General features: G+C 40.5%; 11 protein-coding genes, 1 tRNA gene, 1 rRNA gene and 1 pseudogene. 6 read left to right on the top strand and 8 right to left on the bottom strand.

Annotated elements, in window-relative coordinates:
- The first annotated feature begins 499 nt into the window (after positions 1–499).
- Positions 500–1,654, top strand: coding sequence for an L-dopachrome tautomerase-related protein (locus MT390_RS13965; RefSeq protein WP_499441743.1), 1,155 nt, complete (start codon positions 500–502; stop codon positions 1,652–1,654).
- 637 nt (positions 1,655–2,291) lie between these two features.
- Here MT390_RS13965 and MT390_RS13970 read toward each other — a convergent pair.
- Positions 2,292–2,567: pseudogene (locus MT390_RS13970) on the bottom strand (integrase arm-type DNA-binding domain-containing protein); the annotation flags it as partial.
- Between the two features lie 1,756 nt (positions 2,568–4,323).
- On the opposite strand from MT390_RS13970, the gene MT390_RS13975 reads away from it, so the two are divergent.
- The 5 genes from MT390_RS13975 to MT390_RS13995 are packed head-to-tail and all read left to right on the top strand — an operon-like array spanning position 4,324 to position 12,717.
- Positions 4,324–6,663, top strand: coding sequence for a type I restriction-modification system subunit M (locus tag MT390_RS13975; RefSeq protein ID WP_499441744.1), 2,340 nt, complete (start codon positions 4,324–4,326; stop codon positions 6,661–6,663).
- Positions 6,663–7,712, top strand: a complete 1,050-nt coding sequence (locus MT390_RS13980; protein ID WP_499441746.1) for a PDDEXK nuclease domain-containing protein — start codon at positions 6,663–6,665, stop codon at positions 7,710–7,712. The genes MT390_RS13975 and MT390_RS13980 overlap by 1 nt, the downstream gene beginning before the upstream one ends.
- A complete protein-coding gene (locus MT390_RS13985) occupies positions 7,699–9,072 on the top strand; it encodes a restriction endonuclease subunit S (protein ID WP_499441747.1) in 1,374 nt (457 codons plus the stop codon). Before MT390_RS13980 ends, MT390_RS13985 begins: the two co-directional genes overlap by 14 nt.
- Complete coding sequence (locus MT390_RS13990) at positions 9,072–9,476, top strand: hypothetical protein (protein ID WP_499441749.1); 405 nt, start codon at positions 9,072–9,074, stop codon at positions 9,474–9,476. The genes MT390_RS13985 and MT390_RS13990 overlap by 1 nt, the downstream gene beginning before the upstream one ends.
- Complete coding sequence (locus MT390_RS13995; protein ID WP_499441751.1) at positions 9,469–12,717, top strand: type I restriction endonuclease subunit R; 3,249 nt, start codon at positions 9,469–9,471, stop codon at positions 12,715–12,717. Before MT390_RS13990 ends, MT390_RS13995 begins: the two co-directional genes overlap by 8 nt.
- 166 nt (positions 12,718–12,883) lie before the next feature.
- On the opposite strand, the gene MT390_RS14000 is transcribed toward MT390_RS13995, so the two are convergent.
- From MT390_RS14000 to rrf, 7 genes are all read right to left on the bottom strand, one after another.
- Positions 12,884–13,543: a YagK/YfjJ domain-containing protein gene (locus tag MT390_RS14000; protein ID WP_499441753.1), complete on the bottom strand. Its 660-nt coding sequence runs from the start codon at positions 13,541–13,543 to the stop codon at positions 12,884–12,886.
- Between the two features lie 225 nt (positions 13,544–13,768).
- The gene (locus tag MT390_RS14005) at positions 13,769–15,229 is read right to left on the bottom strand and encodes a Mu transposase domain-containing protein (RefSeq protein ID WP_499441755.1); all 1,461 of its coding nucleotides are present in this window, start codon (positions 15,227–15,229) and stop codon (positions 13,769–13,771) included.
- A 109-nt stretch (positions 15,230–15,338) separates the two neighbouring features.
- The gene (locus MT390_RS14010) at positions 15,339–15,527 is read right to left on the bottom strand and encodes a helix-turn-helix transcriptional regulator (RefSeq protein WP_499441757.1); all 189 of its coding nucleotides are present in this window, start codon (positions 15,525–15,527) and stop codon (positions 15,339–15,341) included.
- Positions 15,528–15,620: 93 nt separating this feature from the next.
- The gene (locus MT390_RS14015) at positions 15,621–16,502 is read right to left on the bottom strand and encodes a hypothetical protein (RefSeq protein WP_499441759.1); all 882 of its coding nucleotides are present in this window, start codon (positions 16,500–16,502) and stop codon (positions 15,621–15,623) included.
- 67 nt (positions 16,503–16,569) lie between these two features.
- The gene (locus MT390_RS14020; RefSeq protein ID WP_499441761.1) at positions 16,570–17,814 is read right to left on the bottom strand and encodes a tyrosine-type recombinase/integrase; all 1,245 of its coding nucleotides are present in this window, start codon (positions 17,812–17,814) and stop codon (positions 16,570–16,572) included.
- A 172-nt stretch (positions 17,815–17,986) separates the two neighbouring features.
- Positions 17,987–18,062: transfer RNA gene (locus MT390_RS14025), tRNA-Thr, on the bottom strand.
- A gap of 8 nt (positions 18,063–18,070) precedes the next feature.
- Positions 18,071–18,186: ribosomal RNA gene (rrf, locus tag MT390_RS14030) — 5S ribosomal RNA — on the bottom strand.
- Positions 18,187–18,310 lie beyond the last annotated feature (124 nt).

Raw genomic sequence — 18,310 nt, forward strand, 5'->3', positions numbered from 1 at the left:
AGCGCGAGAATATTAATAAATATGCTGATTACTCCCAAATTCAAGTCCGAAGTGCGACACTTTTATTTCAAGCAGCCAAACATATTTCATTAAAAACGATAACTAATAGTTTGAACCCTAAACATTTGCTAGAACGATAATTTATCCCTCCCCATAGCGAAATTGTTTGTTTAATCTGTAACGTCACTTAAGTCGATACCTTTGCGAATTTATTGCCTTTAAAGACCATTACTATTTTCATTTACTCCACGCTATGAAGAGCGGTATGGATGAGCAAAATATCAGTAATAAAAATTATATTGAACGATTGCTCAATGCACCTTGAACAATCGTTCATAATTCCGTATATTTCGGCAGTATCAACGGATTATTTATTGATTTATTGTTTGAACCTACTAAGCCAGTTGCTCAACAAATACTATTGAATAGTTCACGAAAAATCATCAAATACTAGCGGCCAACTGCCCATCTACGGTATTTCAAGAAATAGGAAATAATAATGAACATAAGAAACAACGCTTTTGCTTTAATACTGCTCTCTCTTTTATTTAATCACTCAGTATCTGCAGAGCAAAGCATGCCATTACAACAACCAGAAGTTGTCGCCAATATAACAGGCGCAACACCAACAGGTATTACGGTTGCGCCTAATGGCCGTATTTTTGTCAATTTTCCAAGGTGGAGTGACGATGTTAAATTTTCAGTCGGTGAATTAATTGATGGAAAGGTTGTAGCTTACCCAGATTCTGATATCAATAACCCGACTTCAGATAAACCTGTTAACGAACGATTTATCAGCGTACAAAGTGTAGTTGCCGATGGTAATAATAGACTGTGGGTACTTGATACAGCAGCCCCTTTCTTTCAATCGCCAATCAAAGGCGGTGCTAAGTTAGTCGCTATCGATTTAAACAACGATAAAGTCACTCAGACTATCTTACTCTCAGAGCAAGTGATCCTGCCTTCAACGTATATTAACGACGTACGTTTTGATTTAAGTAAGGGTGAACAAGGTGTTGCTTATATCACTGATTCATCTATGACAGGCCCAGGTGGCTTAATAGTTGTCGATCTTAAAACAGGCAATGCAACACGTCGTTTATCAGGGCATTACTCAACGCAACCTGACAAAAACTTTAAGCCTTATATCGCCGGTAAAGCTTTTATGATGCGCCCAGAGCAAGGTGAAGAAAGCCCTTTTATGGTGGGTAGCGACGGTATTGCGATTTCTTCTGATGGCGAGACTCTTTACTACACATCACTTTCAAGTCGTCATTTATACTCTATCAGTACAAAGGCTTTACTTAATAATGCTCTAAACGAGCAACAACTTGCTAAACTGGTTATTGATCACGGCGAAAAACGTGGCGCGTCAGATGGTTTGGCTGAAGACAATAAAAACAATATCTATGCAAGTGATTATGAAAATAGCGCTATCTTAAAGCGCGATCCTCAGGGGCGTTGGAGTACGCTTGCACAATCACCTGATATACAGTGGCCAGATACCCTAGCAGTTAGCAATGATGGCTACTTGTATTTTACCACCAACCAACTACACCTTCAGCCGGGATTTAATGACGGAAAAGATCTACGTCAGCAACCTTACAAAGTGATGCGTATCAAAATTAATGGGCAGCCAGTCTATTTAAAATAAAGCTTAGTAACAAGTCCTGGCTCTGCTCTATGAGTCAGGTAAAAACATATAAATAAATTTTAATTTTTTAATAGTAGCCTGATGTTTAATGTAATTGAACTAAATCAAGCGACCGGTAAAAAAGCGCATGAAGCCGAGGCTCAGCTCTTTTTTGCCTTTTCATAATAATATCGTTCTAAGTCGTTTATATTGAAACCGAATGTATTTATCTAATTACACTGACATTTAGTGCTTCATCAAGCGAAAAAACCCAATTCCCAAATCTTTCATCCACAGTAAAAACACTATAATCCCCTTTATTCTCGAGAATTGAATTCGATCGAACAAGTTCAGTCATGGATGCCGTGTAATAAAAGAGCGAACAGGAGCTTTTAGGGTTATAACGACAACAAGATAACATCGTAATATTGCGATGCTTAGGATAGCTTTAGAAGGCAAAGACAGGGTGTTATAGAGGTTTGATTAATCCGATAACTTAATTCCTGATAACGTAAAAGAAATCAATATTATTAAGTTAGATTCTCAAATCAGTAATTTATGGAAGATAGATTAAGAAAGCTAATAAAGTTGAATAGTGGTTAATACTTTATGTGGAATATTTGAAGTAAATTTTTGAAGATATGGAACAGAGGAGCGGGCGATGTTCTTTCGGATCGATACCATCAGCTAAAAGTTCACGCACTGCGACTATTTTAGCCCTAGCCTTTGCTAAAGATAAATCAGGATACTTGCCAAAACTTAAATTAGCTCTTTGATTGGTAATTGGTCGTTGATAGTTAAATCGCCATAACTTAGTACCATTAGGTTTAATCCTAAGAGTTAAGCAATGGCCATCACCAAGGTTATATTCTTTTTCTTGCGGCTTAGCATTTTCTATTTGAGTATCGTTTAAAGGAGGGGCTAATTTCGCCATGATGTAACCTCATACTTCACGCATTAAGGTGGAGTTACATGCAAGGTTATATTAATAGTTGGATTTCACAAAACGGTATGAAACATCATAGAACGAAGAATAGCTGCTGACGGTTGTATTTACTGGATTTTGTTTTTTTTTGGGGGCGGGAAGTTGAAATATGATATGGAACAGGGGAGTGGTGCTGATAGGCATCTTCGAACCAAATTAATAAATAACTACATATCAACAACATAAAAACAACATAAAAACAATAACAGCAAAACAAAACTAACAGTGTTACTTGTAGTGTTACTATAAAATAAAGTCACTCTGTTTTATGGAGTTAATATAACCCCAACCTCAAATCCCTTAATTGTCTCGAAGCTAAAGTCGACAATAAAAACTCCTACCAGTAAGCAAAATAACACCAGCTTATATTGCAATTTTTTTGCTATGTTTACAATCTATGACTTTGTTCGTTCCTTTTTACCACAATTTTATCCAAATGAAACAGACACCTGTAGGATATGCAACAAGGATTTTGATAAATCAATGAAGCCTTATATAGGAGTCATGGAGTGATTAAGGTCAATAACTTCAAAGTGCAACATGATTAACTTAGTGCTTTATTAACGAAAGATAAGTACCTGCACTAACACTTATATTGTAGTGCGTTTAAAAGTGTTAGTGACGATATAGAAAACTTGCTGACGATACTCTTCAAGGGTGGATGCCTTACTAGTGATAGCTTACAAGAACAATTTGTTTATATTAAGCATGGCTACGATATTGGTTTGTAAAAGTTTTGTATCTGATCCTGTGCTTATTTTGTAATTTGAAAGCGCGATATAATCACATAGAAGACTTGCTAGCGAGAACATGCAGTGGGTTTGAAAGTGCAGCAAGCCTTTAAAAGCGCTTTGCTAGCGAGTGCCTGCAAGTACTGCGTGTTTGTTCAAGCTCCTATTAGCGGTGTGACGACTTCTGCGATATGGGGCTGAAAGCCCTACATGCCTGCTCAGAAACTTAATTGTTGCAGTGGGGTTGAAGGTGCATGATGAAGACTTTGATAAAGGGCCCCACCCTTACGTGCTCTATACAGAGTACAAAGTGCAGATAATCAGCTCTTCGGCCTACGAAATTAATCGTTAACAATAACCATGTTTTATAACAACAACCTATTGTACAAAAGTAACAACTTCTTACCTGATTATAAGCGCATGGAGACCCCGAGGTTAATGTCTTTTTAAGGGACTGCGTAGTCGCGTAAAGCCTTGTCACACATCTGATTTATCGTACTAACGCGCTTAGCTTTCATCATGGTGACGCAGTCTCCCCTTTCGGAGCTCTTCAAAAATCATGCTCTAACTCTTTGTGCCGCAGGGCCGGATACAGTTCGTTCTTGAATATGAATATATAGGTGTGACCGTAAAAACTCTTTATTTACAAGGAGTTAAAAAGTCGTTATTTATGCTTTTAGGGTAGCTAAACACTCAAAAGGTTGTAACGTATTGTCAGGCGTTAGTGTACTTAATCGACTCTACTGCAAGCATTTTCAAGCGTTACGCTCCTACCAAACAGACATATAGGGATAGAGTATCAACAAATAGATATGTAGGGGGGTCAAAAAGTCGGAAATTTCTGTAGTTTTCTCTGAACAAAGATATTTTGACAAAGCACAGCTAGAGCAAACCATTATGTGTTGAGACACCGTTCAAGTGGCTCAAATTTATGTATAATCATTTTAATATTTTACTTACCTTTTAGGATTTTCATGACTTCTTCTAACTTCTCATCAACCGCGGCTTTTATCTGGTCGGTTGCTGATCTACTGCGTGGTGACTTCAAACAATCTCAGTATGGTCGTATTATCCTGCCGTTTACCTTATTACGTCGTCTTGAATGTGTGCTTGAAGCAAGCAAAGAGGCTGTGCTAGCGCAAGATGAAAAAGTAAAACTAATGAACCTGCCGGAAGACGCGCAAGAGAAAATGTTGCTACGTGTAACGGATGGCTTGACCTTCTTTAATACCTCACCGATGGACCTTGGCAAAATGGGGCAATCGGACATCAAGGCTAACCTTGAGCACTACATCCAATGCTTTTCCAAGGATGCGCGTGAGATTTTTGAACACTTTAAGTTTGATGAGTTTGTCGGTTCACTTAATGAAGCTAACCTGCTGTATAAGGTGGTAAAGAAATTTGCGACCACTGATTTAAGTTCCACAGCCATCTCTAACTATGAGATGGGGTTAGTGTTTGAAGAGTTAATTCGTCGCTTTGCAGAAAGCTCTAATGAAACCGCTGGGGAGCACTTTACGCCGCGTGACATTGTACAACTCACCACTTCATTGGTGTTTATGGAAGATGATAACGCACTCTCGAAGGATGGCACTATCCGCACAATTTACGATCCGACAGCGGGGACGGGTGGCTTCTTATCATCAGGCATGGAGTATGTATACGAACATAACACATCAGCGCGCATGGTGGCCTTTGGACAGGAGCTAAACCCTGAGTCATATGCAATCTGTAAAGCCGACATGCTCATCAAAGGGCAAGAGGTCAATAATATTAAGCTGGGTAACACACTATCCAACGACCAACTACCTGCCGAGAAGTTTGATTACATGCTTTCAAACCCGCCCTTTGGTGTAGATTGGAAAAAGATCGAAGGTGATATTAAAGACGAGCACTTAGTAAAAGGCTTTGCAGGTCGTTTTGGTGCAGGCTTACCACGCGTATCGGATGGTTCATTACTATTTTTGATGCATTTAATCAGCAAGATGCGTGATGCTATTGGTGATGAAAATGGTGGCCGTATCGGTATTATTCTTAATGGCTCGCCACTGTTTACCGGTGGTGCTGGCAGTGGGGAAAGTGAAATTCGCCGTTACATTCTCGAGTCCGATCTACTCGAAGCGATTGTCGCGCTACCTACCGATATGTTCTATAACACCGGCATCGCCACTTACGTTTGGATCCTCAGTAATAAAAAACACCAGCAACGCAAAGGTAAAGTGCAGTTGATTGATGGTTCGAACCTCTATGGCAAGATGCGTAAGTCCTTAGGCTCTAAACGTAATTTAATGAGTGAAGATGATATTAAAACCATCACTCGTGCCTTTGGTGATTTTGCAGTGATTGATGCGCAACAGTTAGATAAGCCTGTGGAGCAAAAGTCTAATCGTGGTCGTCAGTCTGCGACACCTAAAAGTGAAGCGCCTAAAACCTTCGCGAGTAAACTATTCGACAGTACTGACTTTGGTTACCGTCGTTTGACTATTGAGCGACCTCTGCGCTTATCGGCACAGGTGACGGAGCAAGCCGTTCAATCACTACGTTTTGCACCCAAACCCTTTTATGCCGTGATGCAGTCTATTTATCATGATTTTGGCTCTGCATGGACAGAAGATAACTATGGTGACTTGACCGAGTGTGAAACGGAACTCCGAGCGATGTTCAAAGCTGATTTCCCTGAGCTAAAAGAAAAGCAAATCAAGGACCTGTTAAGCAATAAGATCTGGTTGTTCCAAAAATCATTAATGGAAAAAACTAAACAGGTACAAGCTGAGTTGGGTAATGAACAAAGTGATGACTTTAACCAGTTTGACCTTGTACTAAAAGACGCGTTTAAAGCCACGGACATTAAGTTTGATACAAAAGAGAAGAAACAATTCTTAGACGCTGTCACATGGAAGAACCCAGAAGCTGAGCCTGTGGTTAAGAAAACTATCAAAGGAAGCGTACAGCCTCTCTATGGGACGTTTGTCTATAGCGGTAGCATCAAAGCTTACAAAGGCAAGGTAGTGGAGTTCCAGACAGACGGTGACCTGCGTGATAACGAAAACGTGCCACTTGACCCGTCTATCACTAATGCAGAGCTGATTGAAACCTACTTTAAAAAAGAGGTTGCGCCACATGTTGCTGATGCTTGGATCAATGCGGATAAGCGTGATGCAAAAGATAACGAAATAGGTATTGTTGGTTATGAAATCCCCTTTAACCGTCACTTCTACCAATACCAGCCACCACGCGACTTAGCCGAGATTGATGCAGATCTCGATGCAGTGAGTACAGACATTATGAAGCTGTTACAAGAGGTGCATTCGTAATGAAAAACAATGAATTAATGGTGGCAGATCCACAGTATAAACAGTGGTTAACCGAGCTTAAACAGCGAGTATTACGAAGCCAACTTAAAGCGGCTGTAAAGGTTAATACCGAACTGCTGGAGCTATATTGGCAGCTAGGCGCTGATATTGTTGAACGGCAAAAGACCTCTGTATGGGGTGATAAGTTACTCGCTCAGCTGAGTAAAGACTTAATGGCAAGCTTCCCTGATATGAAAGGCTTCTCTAAGCGGAATCTAGAGGAAATCCGCCGTTGGTATTGCTATTGGAATGCTGACTCTACAATTGCGAAACAAGCTGTTGCGCAATTGAGGCAGATCCCGTGGGGACACAACCTGAAAATTATCAGCAAGTGCCAAAGTGTTGAAGAAGCAAGCTATTACGTTGCCAACACACTTGAAAACGGCTGGAGCCGTAATGTCTTAGTGCATCAGATAGAAAGCGGGCTATGGCAACGTGAAGGTGCGGCGCTGCATAACTTTGAACGTACATTGCCAGCAACGCAATCTGACTTGGCGATGCAGACTCTAAAAGACCCTTATATCTTCGATTTTCTGAGCCTAAGCAAGCAGCATAGTGAAAGAGAGTTAGAGCAGGGACTGATTGACCATATTACTCAATTTTTGTTAGAGCTAGGTGCAGGCTTTGCGTATATGGGACGACAGTACCCAATCAAGGTCGGCAAGCGTGACTTCTATATTGATCTGTTGTTCTATCATGCACGCTTGCATTGCTATGTGGTGATTGAATTAAAACTGGGAGAGTTTGAGCCTGAACACGCAGGCAAGCTGAACTTCTATATCAAAGCGATTGATGAGCAACTCTGCAAGCAAGGTGATGCACCCACCATCGGCATACTGTTATGCAAAACCAAAGATAAGGTGGTCGCTGAATACGCCTTGAGTGATATCAATAAGCCGATGGGCATCTCCGAATATAAGCTTACGCAGTCTCTACCGGAAGCTCTGCAAAGCAGCCTGCCGAGCGTTGCTGAACTAGAGTTGTTGGGAGGTGAACATGAACAGTCTTGAACGTAATAAAGAGACAGCCTTGAGCGGAAAGTATGCGACTTATCCAGAGTATAAGGATTCTGGGGTTGAGTGGTTGGGTGAAGTACCTGCTGATTGGGATATTATTAAAATTAAACATCTTAGCCCGATAAAGCGAGGGGCATCTCCGAGACCTATTGATGATCTCAAGTTCTTTGACGACGAAGGTGAATATGCATGGGTGCGAATTGCAGATGTTTCAGCGTCTGAAACATATTTGACTAAGACTACTCAACAAATGTCAGAATTAGGTAGTTCGTTAAGTGTGAAGCTTGAACCTAATCAACTCTTTCTAAGTATTGCAGGCACGGTTGGTAAACCTTGTATTAACTTGATCAAAGCATGTATCCACGATGGTTTTGTTTACTTCCCTGAGTTGAAGATACCAACTAAGTATCTGTTTTATGTATTCGCTGGAGAGCAAGCATATAAAGGTTTAGGTAAGATGGGTACTCAACTTAATCTTAATACAGATACTGTTGGTGATATTAAAGTAGTGGTTTCTCAATCAGTGGCAGATCTACAAAATATTGTTAACTTCCTAGATCACGAAACCGCCAAAATAGACACCCTGATCGACAAGCAGCAGCAACTGATTAAACTGCTAAAAGAAAAACGTCAGGCGGTGATCAGCCATGCGGTGACCAAAGGGCTAAACCCGCAAGCCCCAATGAAAGATTCTGGTGTTGAGTGGTTGGGAAAAGTGCCAGAGCATTGGGAAATTAAAAAGAACAAGTATCTACAAGACTTTATTACCAGTGGATCTCGTGGATGGGCTGGGTATTATTCCGATGAGGGACAACTATTTTTTAGAATTACAAATCTAACAAGAGATACTATTGAACCAAAATTAGAGTCAATTAAGAATGTTCAACCTCCTTTAGGAAGTGAAGGAGAGCGGTCAAGAATTAATAATGGCGATCTATTAGTTTCTATCACAGCTGACCTTGGTTCTGTCTGTGTGGCAGATGAGTTAATTTCAGGAGGCTACGTTAGCCAACATGTTTCTTTATGCCGACCTAATAAATCAGTAGTAAATTCCAGATGGTTGGCATATTTTATCTTATCAGATGCCTCAAAGGAGCAATTATTGGGTGCTGGTTATGGAGGGACTAAAATTCAACTTAGCTTGGAAGATATTCGAGAGTTAGTTGTTGCTTTCCCTCCAGAAGTTGAACAAACCCAAATTGCTTCTTTTATTGACAGTAAATTACATCAGTTTAAGTTACTAGTTAATAAAGCTGATGAGCAAGTTTTATTACTCCAAGAACGCCGCACGGCTTTAATCTCAGCCACAGTGACAGGTAAGATTGATGTACGTAATTGGCATGGAGAAGTGTAATGGATTTGATTTTACTTGCTAACCTTTTCGTTAGTTCTATTTCATCAATATCGTCAGTCGTTTTAGCTTATAACAGTTCTACGATGACAGATGCAAAAATTAAAAAGGCTAAAACACGTATTGATACTCCTCTGCGAATAGGAGGTGCCAAAGTATCCCAATTAATTGATAGCAAATTACTTGGTATATTGTCTTCAAAAGCTGAGCAAGAGGCGCGAGAACTAATCATTGCAATATCTAAAACAGATGATGTTGAATTAATTAAGCAATTAATTGATGAAGCCACCAATCGGCTATGTTTTTATCTTCAACAAATAAAACAATACAATAATGATGAATTACCGACGGAACGATTGAAAAAGCTTTGGTTATCTCATGGCTGCAAGGAGATCTGTAATGTCTGACGCAACGCAAGAACGAATCTTCCAAGACGACATGATCAAACAGATGGTTGCCAACGGTTGGGTTGAAGGCAAGCCAGATGGCTATAATCGCGAATCGGCTTTGTATGAACAAGATGTATTACATTTTATCAAAGAGACGCAGCCCAAAGAGTGGCAGAAGCTTTGTAAGCTCTTTCCTATCGATCCCGAATCGCACTTTCTTGATGCCTTAGTTGTTCAGCTTAAAAAAGCGGATATTAATGCCACCGATCAGCTATCGCGCAGCTATGGCACACTGGGCGTATTACGTCACGGTTTGAAAATCCGCAATGCACGTTTCTCGCTGTGTCAGTTTAAGCCTGAGCATAACCTCAATCCTGATACGCTGGCACGTTATCAGCAAAACATCTGCCGTATTGTGCCGGAGCTGGTCTATAGCCCCTACGCGAGCGCAGAGCATCTTGCGACGACGGGTAAAAAAGCCAAGGCATGGCGTATTGATTTGGTGCTGTTTGTTAATGGTCTGCCTGTTTCCACTTTAGAGCTGAAATCGGAATTTAAACAAGCGATTGAAAACGCGATCAAGCAGTACAAGTATACCCGTCCACCGAAAGATCCAGTCACCAAGAAACCCGAGCCATTATTAAGCTTTAAACGCGGTGCGCTGGTGCACTTTGCGGTGAGTCAGTTCCAAGTGTATATGGCAACACGCCTCGAAGGGGGTGATACTTACTTCTTGCCGTTTAACAAAGGCACGCATGATGGTGGCGCTGGCAATGATGTGCCTACCGATCAAAACCGTTATGCAACGGATTACCTGTGGAATGAGGTGTTACACCCTGACAACCTGCTCAATATTATTGCCCGTTTTGTGCATCTGCAAATCGAAGAAAAAGAGGATTGGCAGGGGCGTAAGTCGAAAAAAGAGACGCTGATCTTCCCGCGTTATCATCAATGGGATGTGGTCACCAAGTTGATTGATGCAGCTATCACTGAGGGCACGGGTAATAAATACTTGGTACAACACAGCGCCGGTTCGGGTAAGTCTAACTCGATTGCGTGGACAGCCCATCAGCTTTCAACCCTGTATGACGAGCAAGGCAACAAGCAATTTCATAGCGTGATTGTGGTCACCGACCGCACAGTGCTCGATGATCAGCTGCAAGATACTATCTATCAGTTTGAACATGCCGATGGTGTGGTCGGACGTATTAACAATAAAGAAGGTGACGGATCTAAGTCAGAGAAGCTAGCGGAGGCATTAGAAAACGCCCAACCGATTATTATCGTGACCATTCAGACCTTTCCGCATGTGCTGCGTGCCATTGAAAACAGTCTGAGCTTAAAAGCGCGTAACTATGCAGTGATTGCCGATGAAGCGCACTCCTCGCAGAGCGGCTCAACAGCAAGGCAGTTAAAAGAGGTGTTAATGACCGATGAAGTCGATGATGAGTCGGTTTTATCCTCGGAAGATATTCTCGATGCAACCATTGCTGCGCGTCGCGGTAGTGGCAATCTGAATTACTACGCGTTTACAGCAACGCCTAAACCCAAAACCTTAGAGTTGTTTGGTCGTCTGCCTGATCCTACACTGCAACCTTCAAAGCAGAACAAACCCGAGGCGTATCATGTTTATTCCATGCGTCAGGCGATTGAGGAAGGCTTTATCCTTGATGTGTTGAAGAACTACACCAACTATCATGTTGCCTATCAGCTTGCGCAGAAGATAGCCGCAGCGGATGAAGAGGTTGATAGCAAGAAAGCCAAGGTGAAGCTGAACCAGTGGGTTAGGTTGCATGATTATAATATCTCGCAGAAAGTAAAAGTTATCATTGAACACTTCAAAGATAATGTAATGGGGTTATTAGGCGGTCAAGCCAAAGCTATGGTGGTTACAAGCTCACGTAAAGAAGCAGTACGATACAAACTTGCTTTTGACAAATACGTCACAGAGAACGGCTATGGAGCGATTAGAGCCATGGTTGCGTTCTCTGGTGAAATCGAATTTAGCGATAAAGATCCCGATTGCTCTCAATGGATTGGCGACAAGTTTACAGAAAAGAGCATGAACCCAGACTTAAAAGGTCGGGATATGCGCAAGGCATTTGATAGCGATGATTATCAAGTGATGTTAGTGGCAAACAAGTTCCAAACGGGCTTTGACCAACCCAAACTGTGCGCCATGTATGTCGATAAGAAACTCGGTGGCGTTGAGTGTGTGCAGACCTTATCGCGCTTGAACCGAACCTATCCGGGCAAAGCAGAAAGTGGTACTTTTGTATTGGACTTTTTTAATGATCCGCAGGATATATTAGATTCTTTCCAGCCCTATTATCAAACCGCTGAACTGTTGGATGTCAGTAACCCTGATATTGTCTTTGATTTGTTTGAAAAGCTACGCGCAAGTGGCATTTTCTTGTGGAGTGAAGTTGAGAAGTTTTGTGACGCCTTTTTTACTAAGAACAAAAGTAACTCTGTGATCAGTAATATCTGCAAGCTCGCACAGGATCGTTGGCAAAAGCGTTATAGCTTAGCCGTTCAGGCTTACATTCAAGCCAAAGATATGTTCGAGCGCACCAAGAAGACCGCTGATGCCGTGTTGATGGCAAATGCAGAAAACAGCTTTAAGGAGTGCAAGCAGGAGAAAGACCGTCTTGAAATCTTCAAGAAAGATCTCGGTAGTTTTACGCGCTTCTATGAGTTTATGTCGCAGATTGTAGATTACGACAATAAGGAGCTTGAGAAGCTCAGCCTGTATGCGCGTCACCTGCGCCCATTGTTGCGTGAAAAAGTAATTAGCGAAGATGAGATTGATACAGAGAACGTGGTAATGAGCCACTATCGGCTCTCGAAGATCCGTCAGCAAGATATGCAGCTTAAAGAGAATAGCGCTGAGTATCAGCTTGAGCCAAGCAATGATATCGGCAGCGCCAAAGCCAAAGACAAGAAAGAAGAGTTTTTATCACTGATACTGGTTCGGCTAAACGAGTTATTCATCACTGATGAGCTTACCGATAAAGACTTAATTAACTATGCCAATACTGTCAGAGACAAGCTGCAAGAGAACAGTGCCGTGATGACGCAGATCGCCAACAATACGCCGGAACAAGCTTTGCTAGGCGATTTTCCGCAAGCGATTGATGATGCGGTGATGGACAGCAACCAAGCTCAACAAGCTATGATGATGCAGTATCTGTCTAACCCTGATCTGGCGAAAGGTTTTGCAAGGGTGGTGTTTGATTTGTTGCAGGTGCAACCATAGAGGTAAGTATATAAGGCGGTAGAAGACAGTTGTACAGTCGTATTTTTATGCGCTTGTACAACTCAGTTTGGGAATCGGTTAAGGCTCTGAGGTGTTGCATCACTCGGAGCCCTGTGGCTTGTGAATAAGGCGAACTATAAGGCATTCAAAACATACAATCTCTGACTTATGGGGCAAAGTCTTCTAAGCATCCTTGCCATGCATTAGCTCGATTTGGCTTTATACGACTTGCAGAGTAATCGTTTGCTGATTCTTTACGTTTCCCCTTCTCCTTGCCACGCTCTTTGGCTAAGTATGAGACTCGATAGAAAAAATCTTTATATTTATCCAAATTTTCACGATTAAGGTTGGCATAGGGCCGAGGGCAACCAGCTACTGTCATTTTAAGTTGTTGGGCAATCACCGTTAACATAGTATGCAAATTTTTAGGGTGACGTATCTTGGAACCATCCAACAGTAAAGCAAAGTGGTAATGTTGTGTTTGGGCATCATGTTGCTCCCTAGCCCAGATGAAGCCCACTCGTTTAAAGGTTATACGTTTAGGCCCGAATTTACGTGTTAATTTCTTGCGTAGCTTTCTAATGAACTCGGATACTATCCTATTATCATCTGTTGCGTTTTTAAGGTGTAAATCGAAACGGTAGGTAAACACTTTGCAATGATACGTAAGCAGGCTATCAAGTTGTTTTTTACAAGCATGCAGTATTGGAATGTAGCAGCCAGAATCTTCTATTGTGTTAATTGGAAGTTCTATGTTGTCTATTTGTATCATTGGTTCTCCGGTTACTTTTTTAGAGTGTGGTCTGATTGGTTGTTCCATGCTCATTACATAATCTTTATTATTATTTTCCGCCACGGTTGCCATGACAGATATTATTAAATACCTACTTAATTGGTTTAATGTTGAGGAAAGCTATTCGTCTAGAACAAGGCCATTTTTTAAAGTAATAACTACTAGTTAATTAGGGACAATCTCATTTGTACCTTTTAGAGGTATTTCGGTTGCTCGAATACTGTTGATACAGTATTAACCACTTTTGAAAGAACTTTTTCATAATGTGCTCTGTGTAGATAATTCAGTTTTTATTAAGTGCTCGATAACGGGCTGGTTAATGTGGTTTTGATTCTGAATATGTTCACAAGCAAGCTCCAACAATTCATAACTATACTTACTCGCCATGCTTAAAATCCCAATACATGTTGAATAGCTTTGTTCGGGGTGTGGTTTACTATTAAGCAAAAACTTGATAACTCGAGTTGTTGCAGAACCTACTTTTCGTGCTCTAATTAAAAAGCTCAAAGGAGACCATTTATGTTTTCCTTTATCTACCGGCATATGATCAGCAATCGTGCTATAACCTCTATGTTTGTGCTTCCTTGGATGCTGTGCGATACAGTGACCGTTGCTGTAAATCTTAACTGAGCTCACACCAGCTCGTATGATTAGATATTTACCGATATATCTATCAGGTACTGAGTAAAAATGTTTTTTGTAAATCACATGGAAAGTGATGTTTACTTTCTCCGTCATACGATCTACGAATTTATATAGTGTCTCCGGTAGTGGGGTTAATGAAGGTGCATCTATCAGCTCAAAAAGAGCATCTCTGCTTTCATTTATTATTTTCATAGGCTTTTTATTTAGTTCGACAGTCAAGTTCCTTAACATGTGCTGTAAACTTGTTAGCGTATGAAACCCTCTTGAGCGGATCATCATTAATAGCCAACGATTGATTACCTGTAAAGAGATGGTGGCGTCTCCTTTTAACTGTCCAGCTTTTAACTTCACTAGTTGGCATTCAATGTCATAGTGCTTGGCGATAGCTTGGTAATTCTCCTTAAAAGATGCGGTACTTTTACCAAAGTTCACTTGTTGGTGAACAATTATTTGCTTGGTTGAACCACCAAAATTATTTAACGCATTAACGGTAGCCATTACCGCCGCCTCAATATCATCAGGTTCAAATGCCTCTATGTATGTTTTGTTAGATGCACCTAGAGTTGCCACGAAAAAAATAACTTCGCGTAACTCCCCCGTATCAGGATTAACAATACTAGTGGCTGAACTAAAATAATTAATGAATAATTTATCACCACCTTTATGGCTTTGTTGCACGCTCAGTTTTTGTTTTGACAACCACCGCTTGTAACTTTCGCAGAACTGGGTGAACTTATAAGCATGGATTTGGGGTTGATTTTTGTAGTCTTGCCATAATCTCAGCTTAGTTATTCCCTGTATTTTTAATTGTTTATGAATAGCTGCGAATTGTGGGGATACTTTGGCCTTGTTAATGATTCGATTGGGATAAAGATAACATTCAAGTTCGTTATCGGTCATATATGCAGGTAGAGGCCACTCTAGCTGTGACCGTTGAAACTGAGCTAAAATTTCAGAGACTGTTGCATTAGAAATACTCAAATTTTCCGCAATTTTGCATTGAAGTAAACGATGTTCGAATTTTAACTTTAAAAGTTCTGTTACTTTGCTAATTGGAGTTTTGTTATGGGGCATGTTGTATTACCAGTGTTAGTGTAAAGCTAAACTTCATGAAAATCATAAAGCAAGGTGACCTCTCAAATATATCGACGATTTGGGAGGTTAAACTCGATTCATAGTTTCACTATGTTTGGCTTACAGCTATTCGCTGCTCAAGCCACTGGTTAAAATCGTCTTCAAGCCAACCGACAGAACGGCTACCTAAAGGAATACTTTTAGGAAATTTACCTTTGCTGATCCATAGGTAAATGGAGCTTTTGGATACTCCTAGTCGTTCTTTGATTTCTGAAATACGAATAATTTTATTGGACATGTTAAAACCTCTTAGTCTGTTATGGGATGACTAAGAGATTAAATGAATTGGTGTAGGGTAAACCCTAAATAGGTTTTATGATTCCTATTTAGGCTATTTAACTCTTGAATCAACAGCAGGCTGAACCTGCTTTAATATTTTGCGAACCGTGTCATCCGTTAAAGGCGCACCAATCAACTCTGTCATTTTGACCAGAGATGTTGCGATTCCCCTTTGCATTGGATCTACATTTGCTTCTTTACATAACGCACCAATCAAAACCAACAGAGAGTTCCTTTCTTTGGAAGTTAAAGGCTTGGCTTCCTGAGGAGTATCATTTAAACGTTGTATAACTCTATGTATTTCATCAGTTCTGATCACGAATACATAATCATGAGCGTCTAAACCGCTAGATCGGGCATAGTGATACTCATTAGTTTGATTCTTTCGAATATTAAGAAATTCTTTTCTATTTTGATCATATTCAGCTAGCAACCTTGATGCGGTTTCACTATCTACATCATTATTAGAAAGGTATTTATCTAATTCTTTTTTCGCTGCTTTTGAACCTAGCAATTCTTCCTCATCTTCAAGATCAGTTTGGAGCTGACAAATCTCATCACCTCGTTTTAAAAAGACTCCCGCTATAAACGGAGTGCTGATCTCCAAGCCAGAGGTAGCTTGTTGATAATGATGCTCAATATCTGAGATTTCATCGCCAATCATAGCTAGATCCCACACACCACGGGTTGATAAAATTTCTTCATCTAAATATGCATAGGGATCAATAGCTTTAGATCCAAAATTTGTTCCTTTTAGAAGTTTGCCTTTCTTTATCATCACATAATTAACCAGATTAACAGAAAGTTGTATGTGACGTTCAAGGGCTAGCCGATATAGATCAGGCACAGTTATTTTTTCACCAACTTTATTTGATATATATTCAGCAGCTCCTTCTAAAGTTGACCATTTTTTTAATTTTAATAATTTACTCATTAATCAGATACCAATATTTTAAAGAGAACAGAAAACAAACACGCTAAGACACTAACTTCTAGTTAATCTATTCGGCTTTTAGCCTCTTAAAATCCACTATATTATTAAAACCCATTGCTGCCTCGCTTATATGAGTACTCCACCACTTCATTATTTTTATTCGCTGATCAAAATATGTTGAATGGTTATAAGATTGGCTAACAGAGTTACCTACTTTGTGAGACAGGCATGCTTCAGATGGCTCAAAAGCAAAGTCATAATCACTTAGCGTGGTTCGAGCTAAACCTCTTAAACCATGAGCTGTTTGAACACCTTTGTAACCCATCCGCTGCAATGCTTTATTAGCAGTACTCTTGCAAGTATGTGAGCTTGGGTTTCTATCAGCAGGAAAGATATAAGGAGAATTCCCGCATAAAGGCTTAATAGCTTTAAGTATTGCTAATGTTTCTGTCGTCAGTGGTACTTTGTGTTTAGTTGCACCTTTCCCTTTCATGCGTACATCGGGAATAGTCCAAACTTTATTTCCATAATCTATTTCAGACCATTCAGCCAAAGCTGTTTCAGCGGGTCGTGTCATTGTATGCATCTGCCAAAGAAGTAAAAAACGGGTTACTTTTCTGATATTAGCAGTTGCTATATCTTGTAATAATTCGGAGAGTCGGTCAGGTTTAATGTGCGGGTTATTAACGGCTTTCTGATTTTGGAATACTTCTTTAATTCCTGCTAGTGGATTGGAGTGAATAATCCCATGATTAACGCTATAACGCATGATCTGATTTAAGTACTGGCAAACCCGCGCAATAACTTCAAAATTTCCTTTCGCTTCGATGGGTCTAATTGCTTCGATAGCCACTGGAGCAGTAATACCAGTTATAGGATGCTTCCCAATAACAGGAAATACATGATTTTTCAGAGTGTTTGATATGGTTTTGAAAGTACCTTCACCTACTTCTGATGATTTTAGTTTTAGCCAATCATTTGCAACTACTTCAAAAGTCTGCTCGAGAACTTTTTGTTTAGCTTTTAGCTCTGCATCTCGATATTCTTTAGGGTCAATTCCATCAGCTAATAACTCCCGTGCTACAATCGCTTTAGCTCTTGCTTTTGCTAACGATAAGTTAGGATACTTCCCAAAGCTCATATTTGTGCGCTTTTTTGTAACTGGCCTCGTGTAATTGAATAGCCAAAGCTTTGAACCAGCAGGTTTAACCCTAAGCGCTAAACCATCACCGTCATTGAGGTTATATTCTTTCTCTTTGGGTTTTGCATTTTTAATTTGAGAGTCTGAAAGTTGAGTTGTTATTCTCGCCATAGTAACATCGCCTTAGTAACAATTTTATAGTGTTACAATCAGTGTTACTTAAAACATAGGACTTTACAAGGCTTCTTAGGACAGTCTAGGACTTCAAAAGTTTATAAGTTAATGTTTTTTTTGGGCTTTTATGTGTGGGTTAGTTTTAAAAATACTTAGTGGGACAAGATGATGGTGCTGATAGGCGGATTTGAACCGCCGACCTCACCCTTACCAAGGGTGCGCTCTACCAACTGAGCCATATCAGCAAATGGGGATCTGATAATGACCTACTTTCGCATGGGGAGACCCCACACTATCATCGGCGCAGCTGCGTTTCACTTCTGAGTTCGGCATGGGATCAGGTGGTACCACAGCGCTATTATTATCAGAAAAAATCTTATATTTATAGCGTTATAAATATTAAAACCCCAGTCATTGGACTGGGGTTTTGAATTAGGCGCTTGGCGATGACCTACTTTCGCATGGGGAGACCCCACACTATCATCGGCGCAGC

Source organism: Vibrio sp. 2-Bac 85 (assembly GCF_037546705.1).
Lineage (GTDB): Bacteria > Pseudomonadota > Gammaproteobacteria > Enterobacterales > Psychromonadaceae > Psychromonas.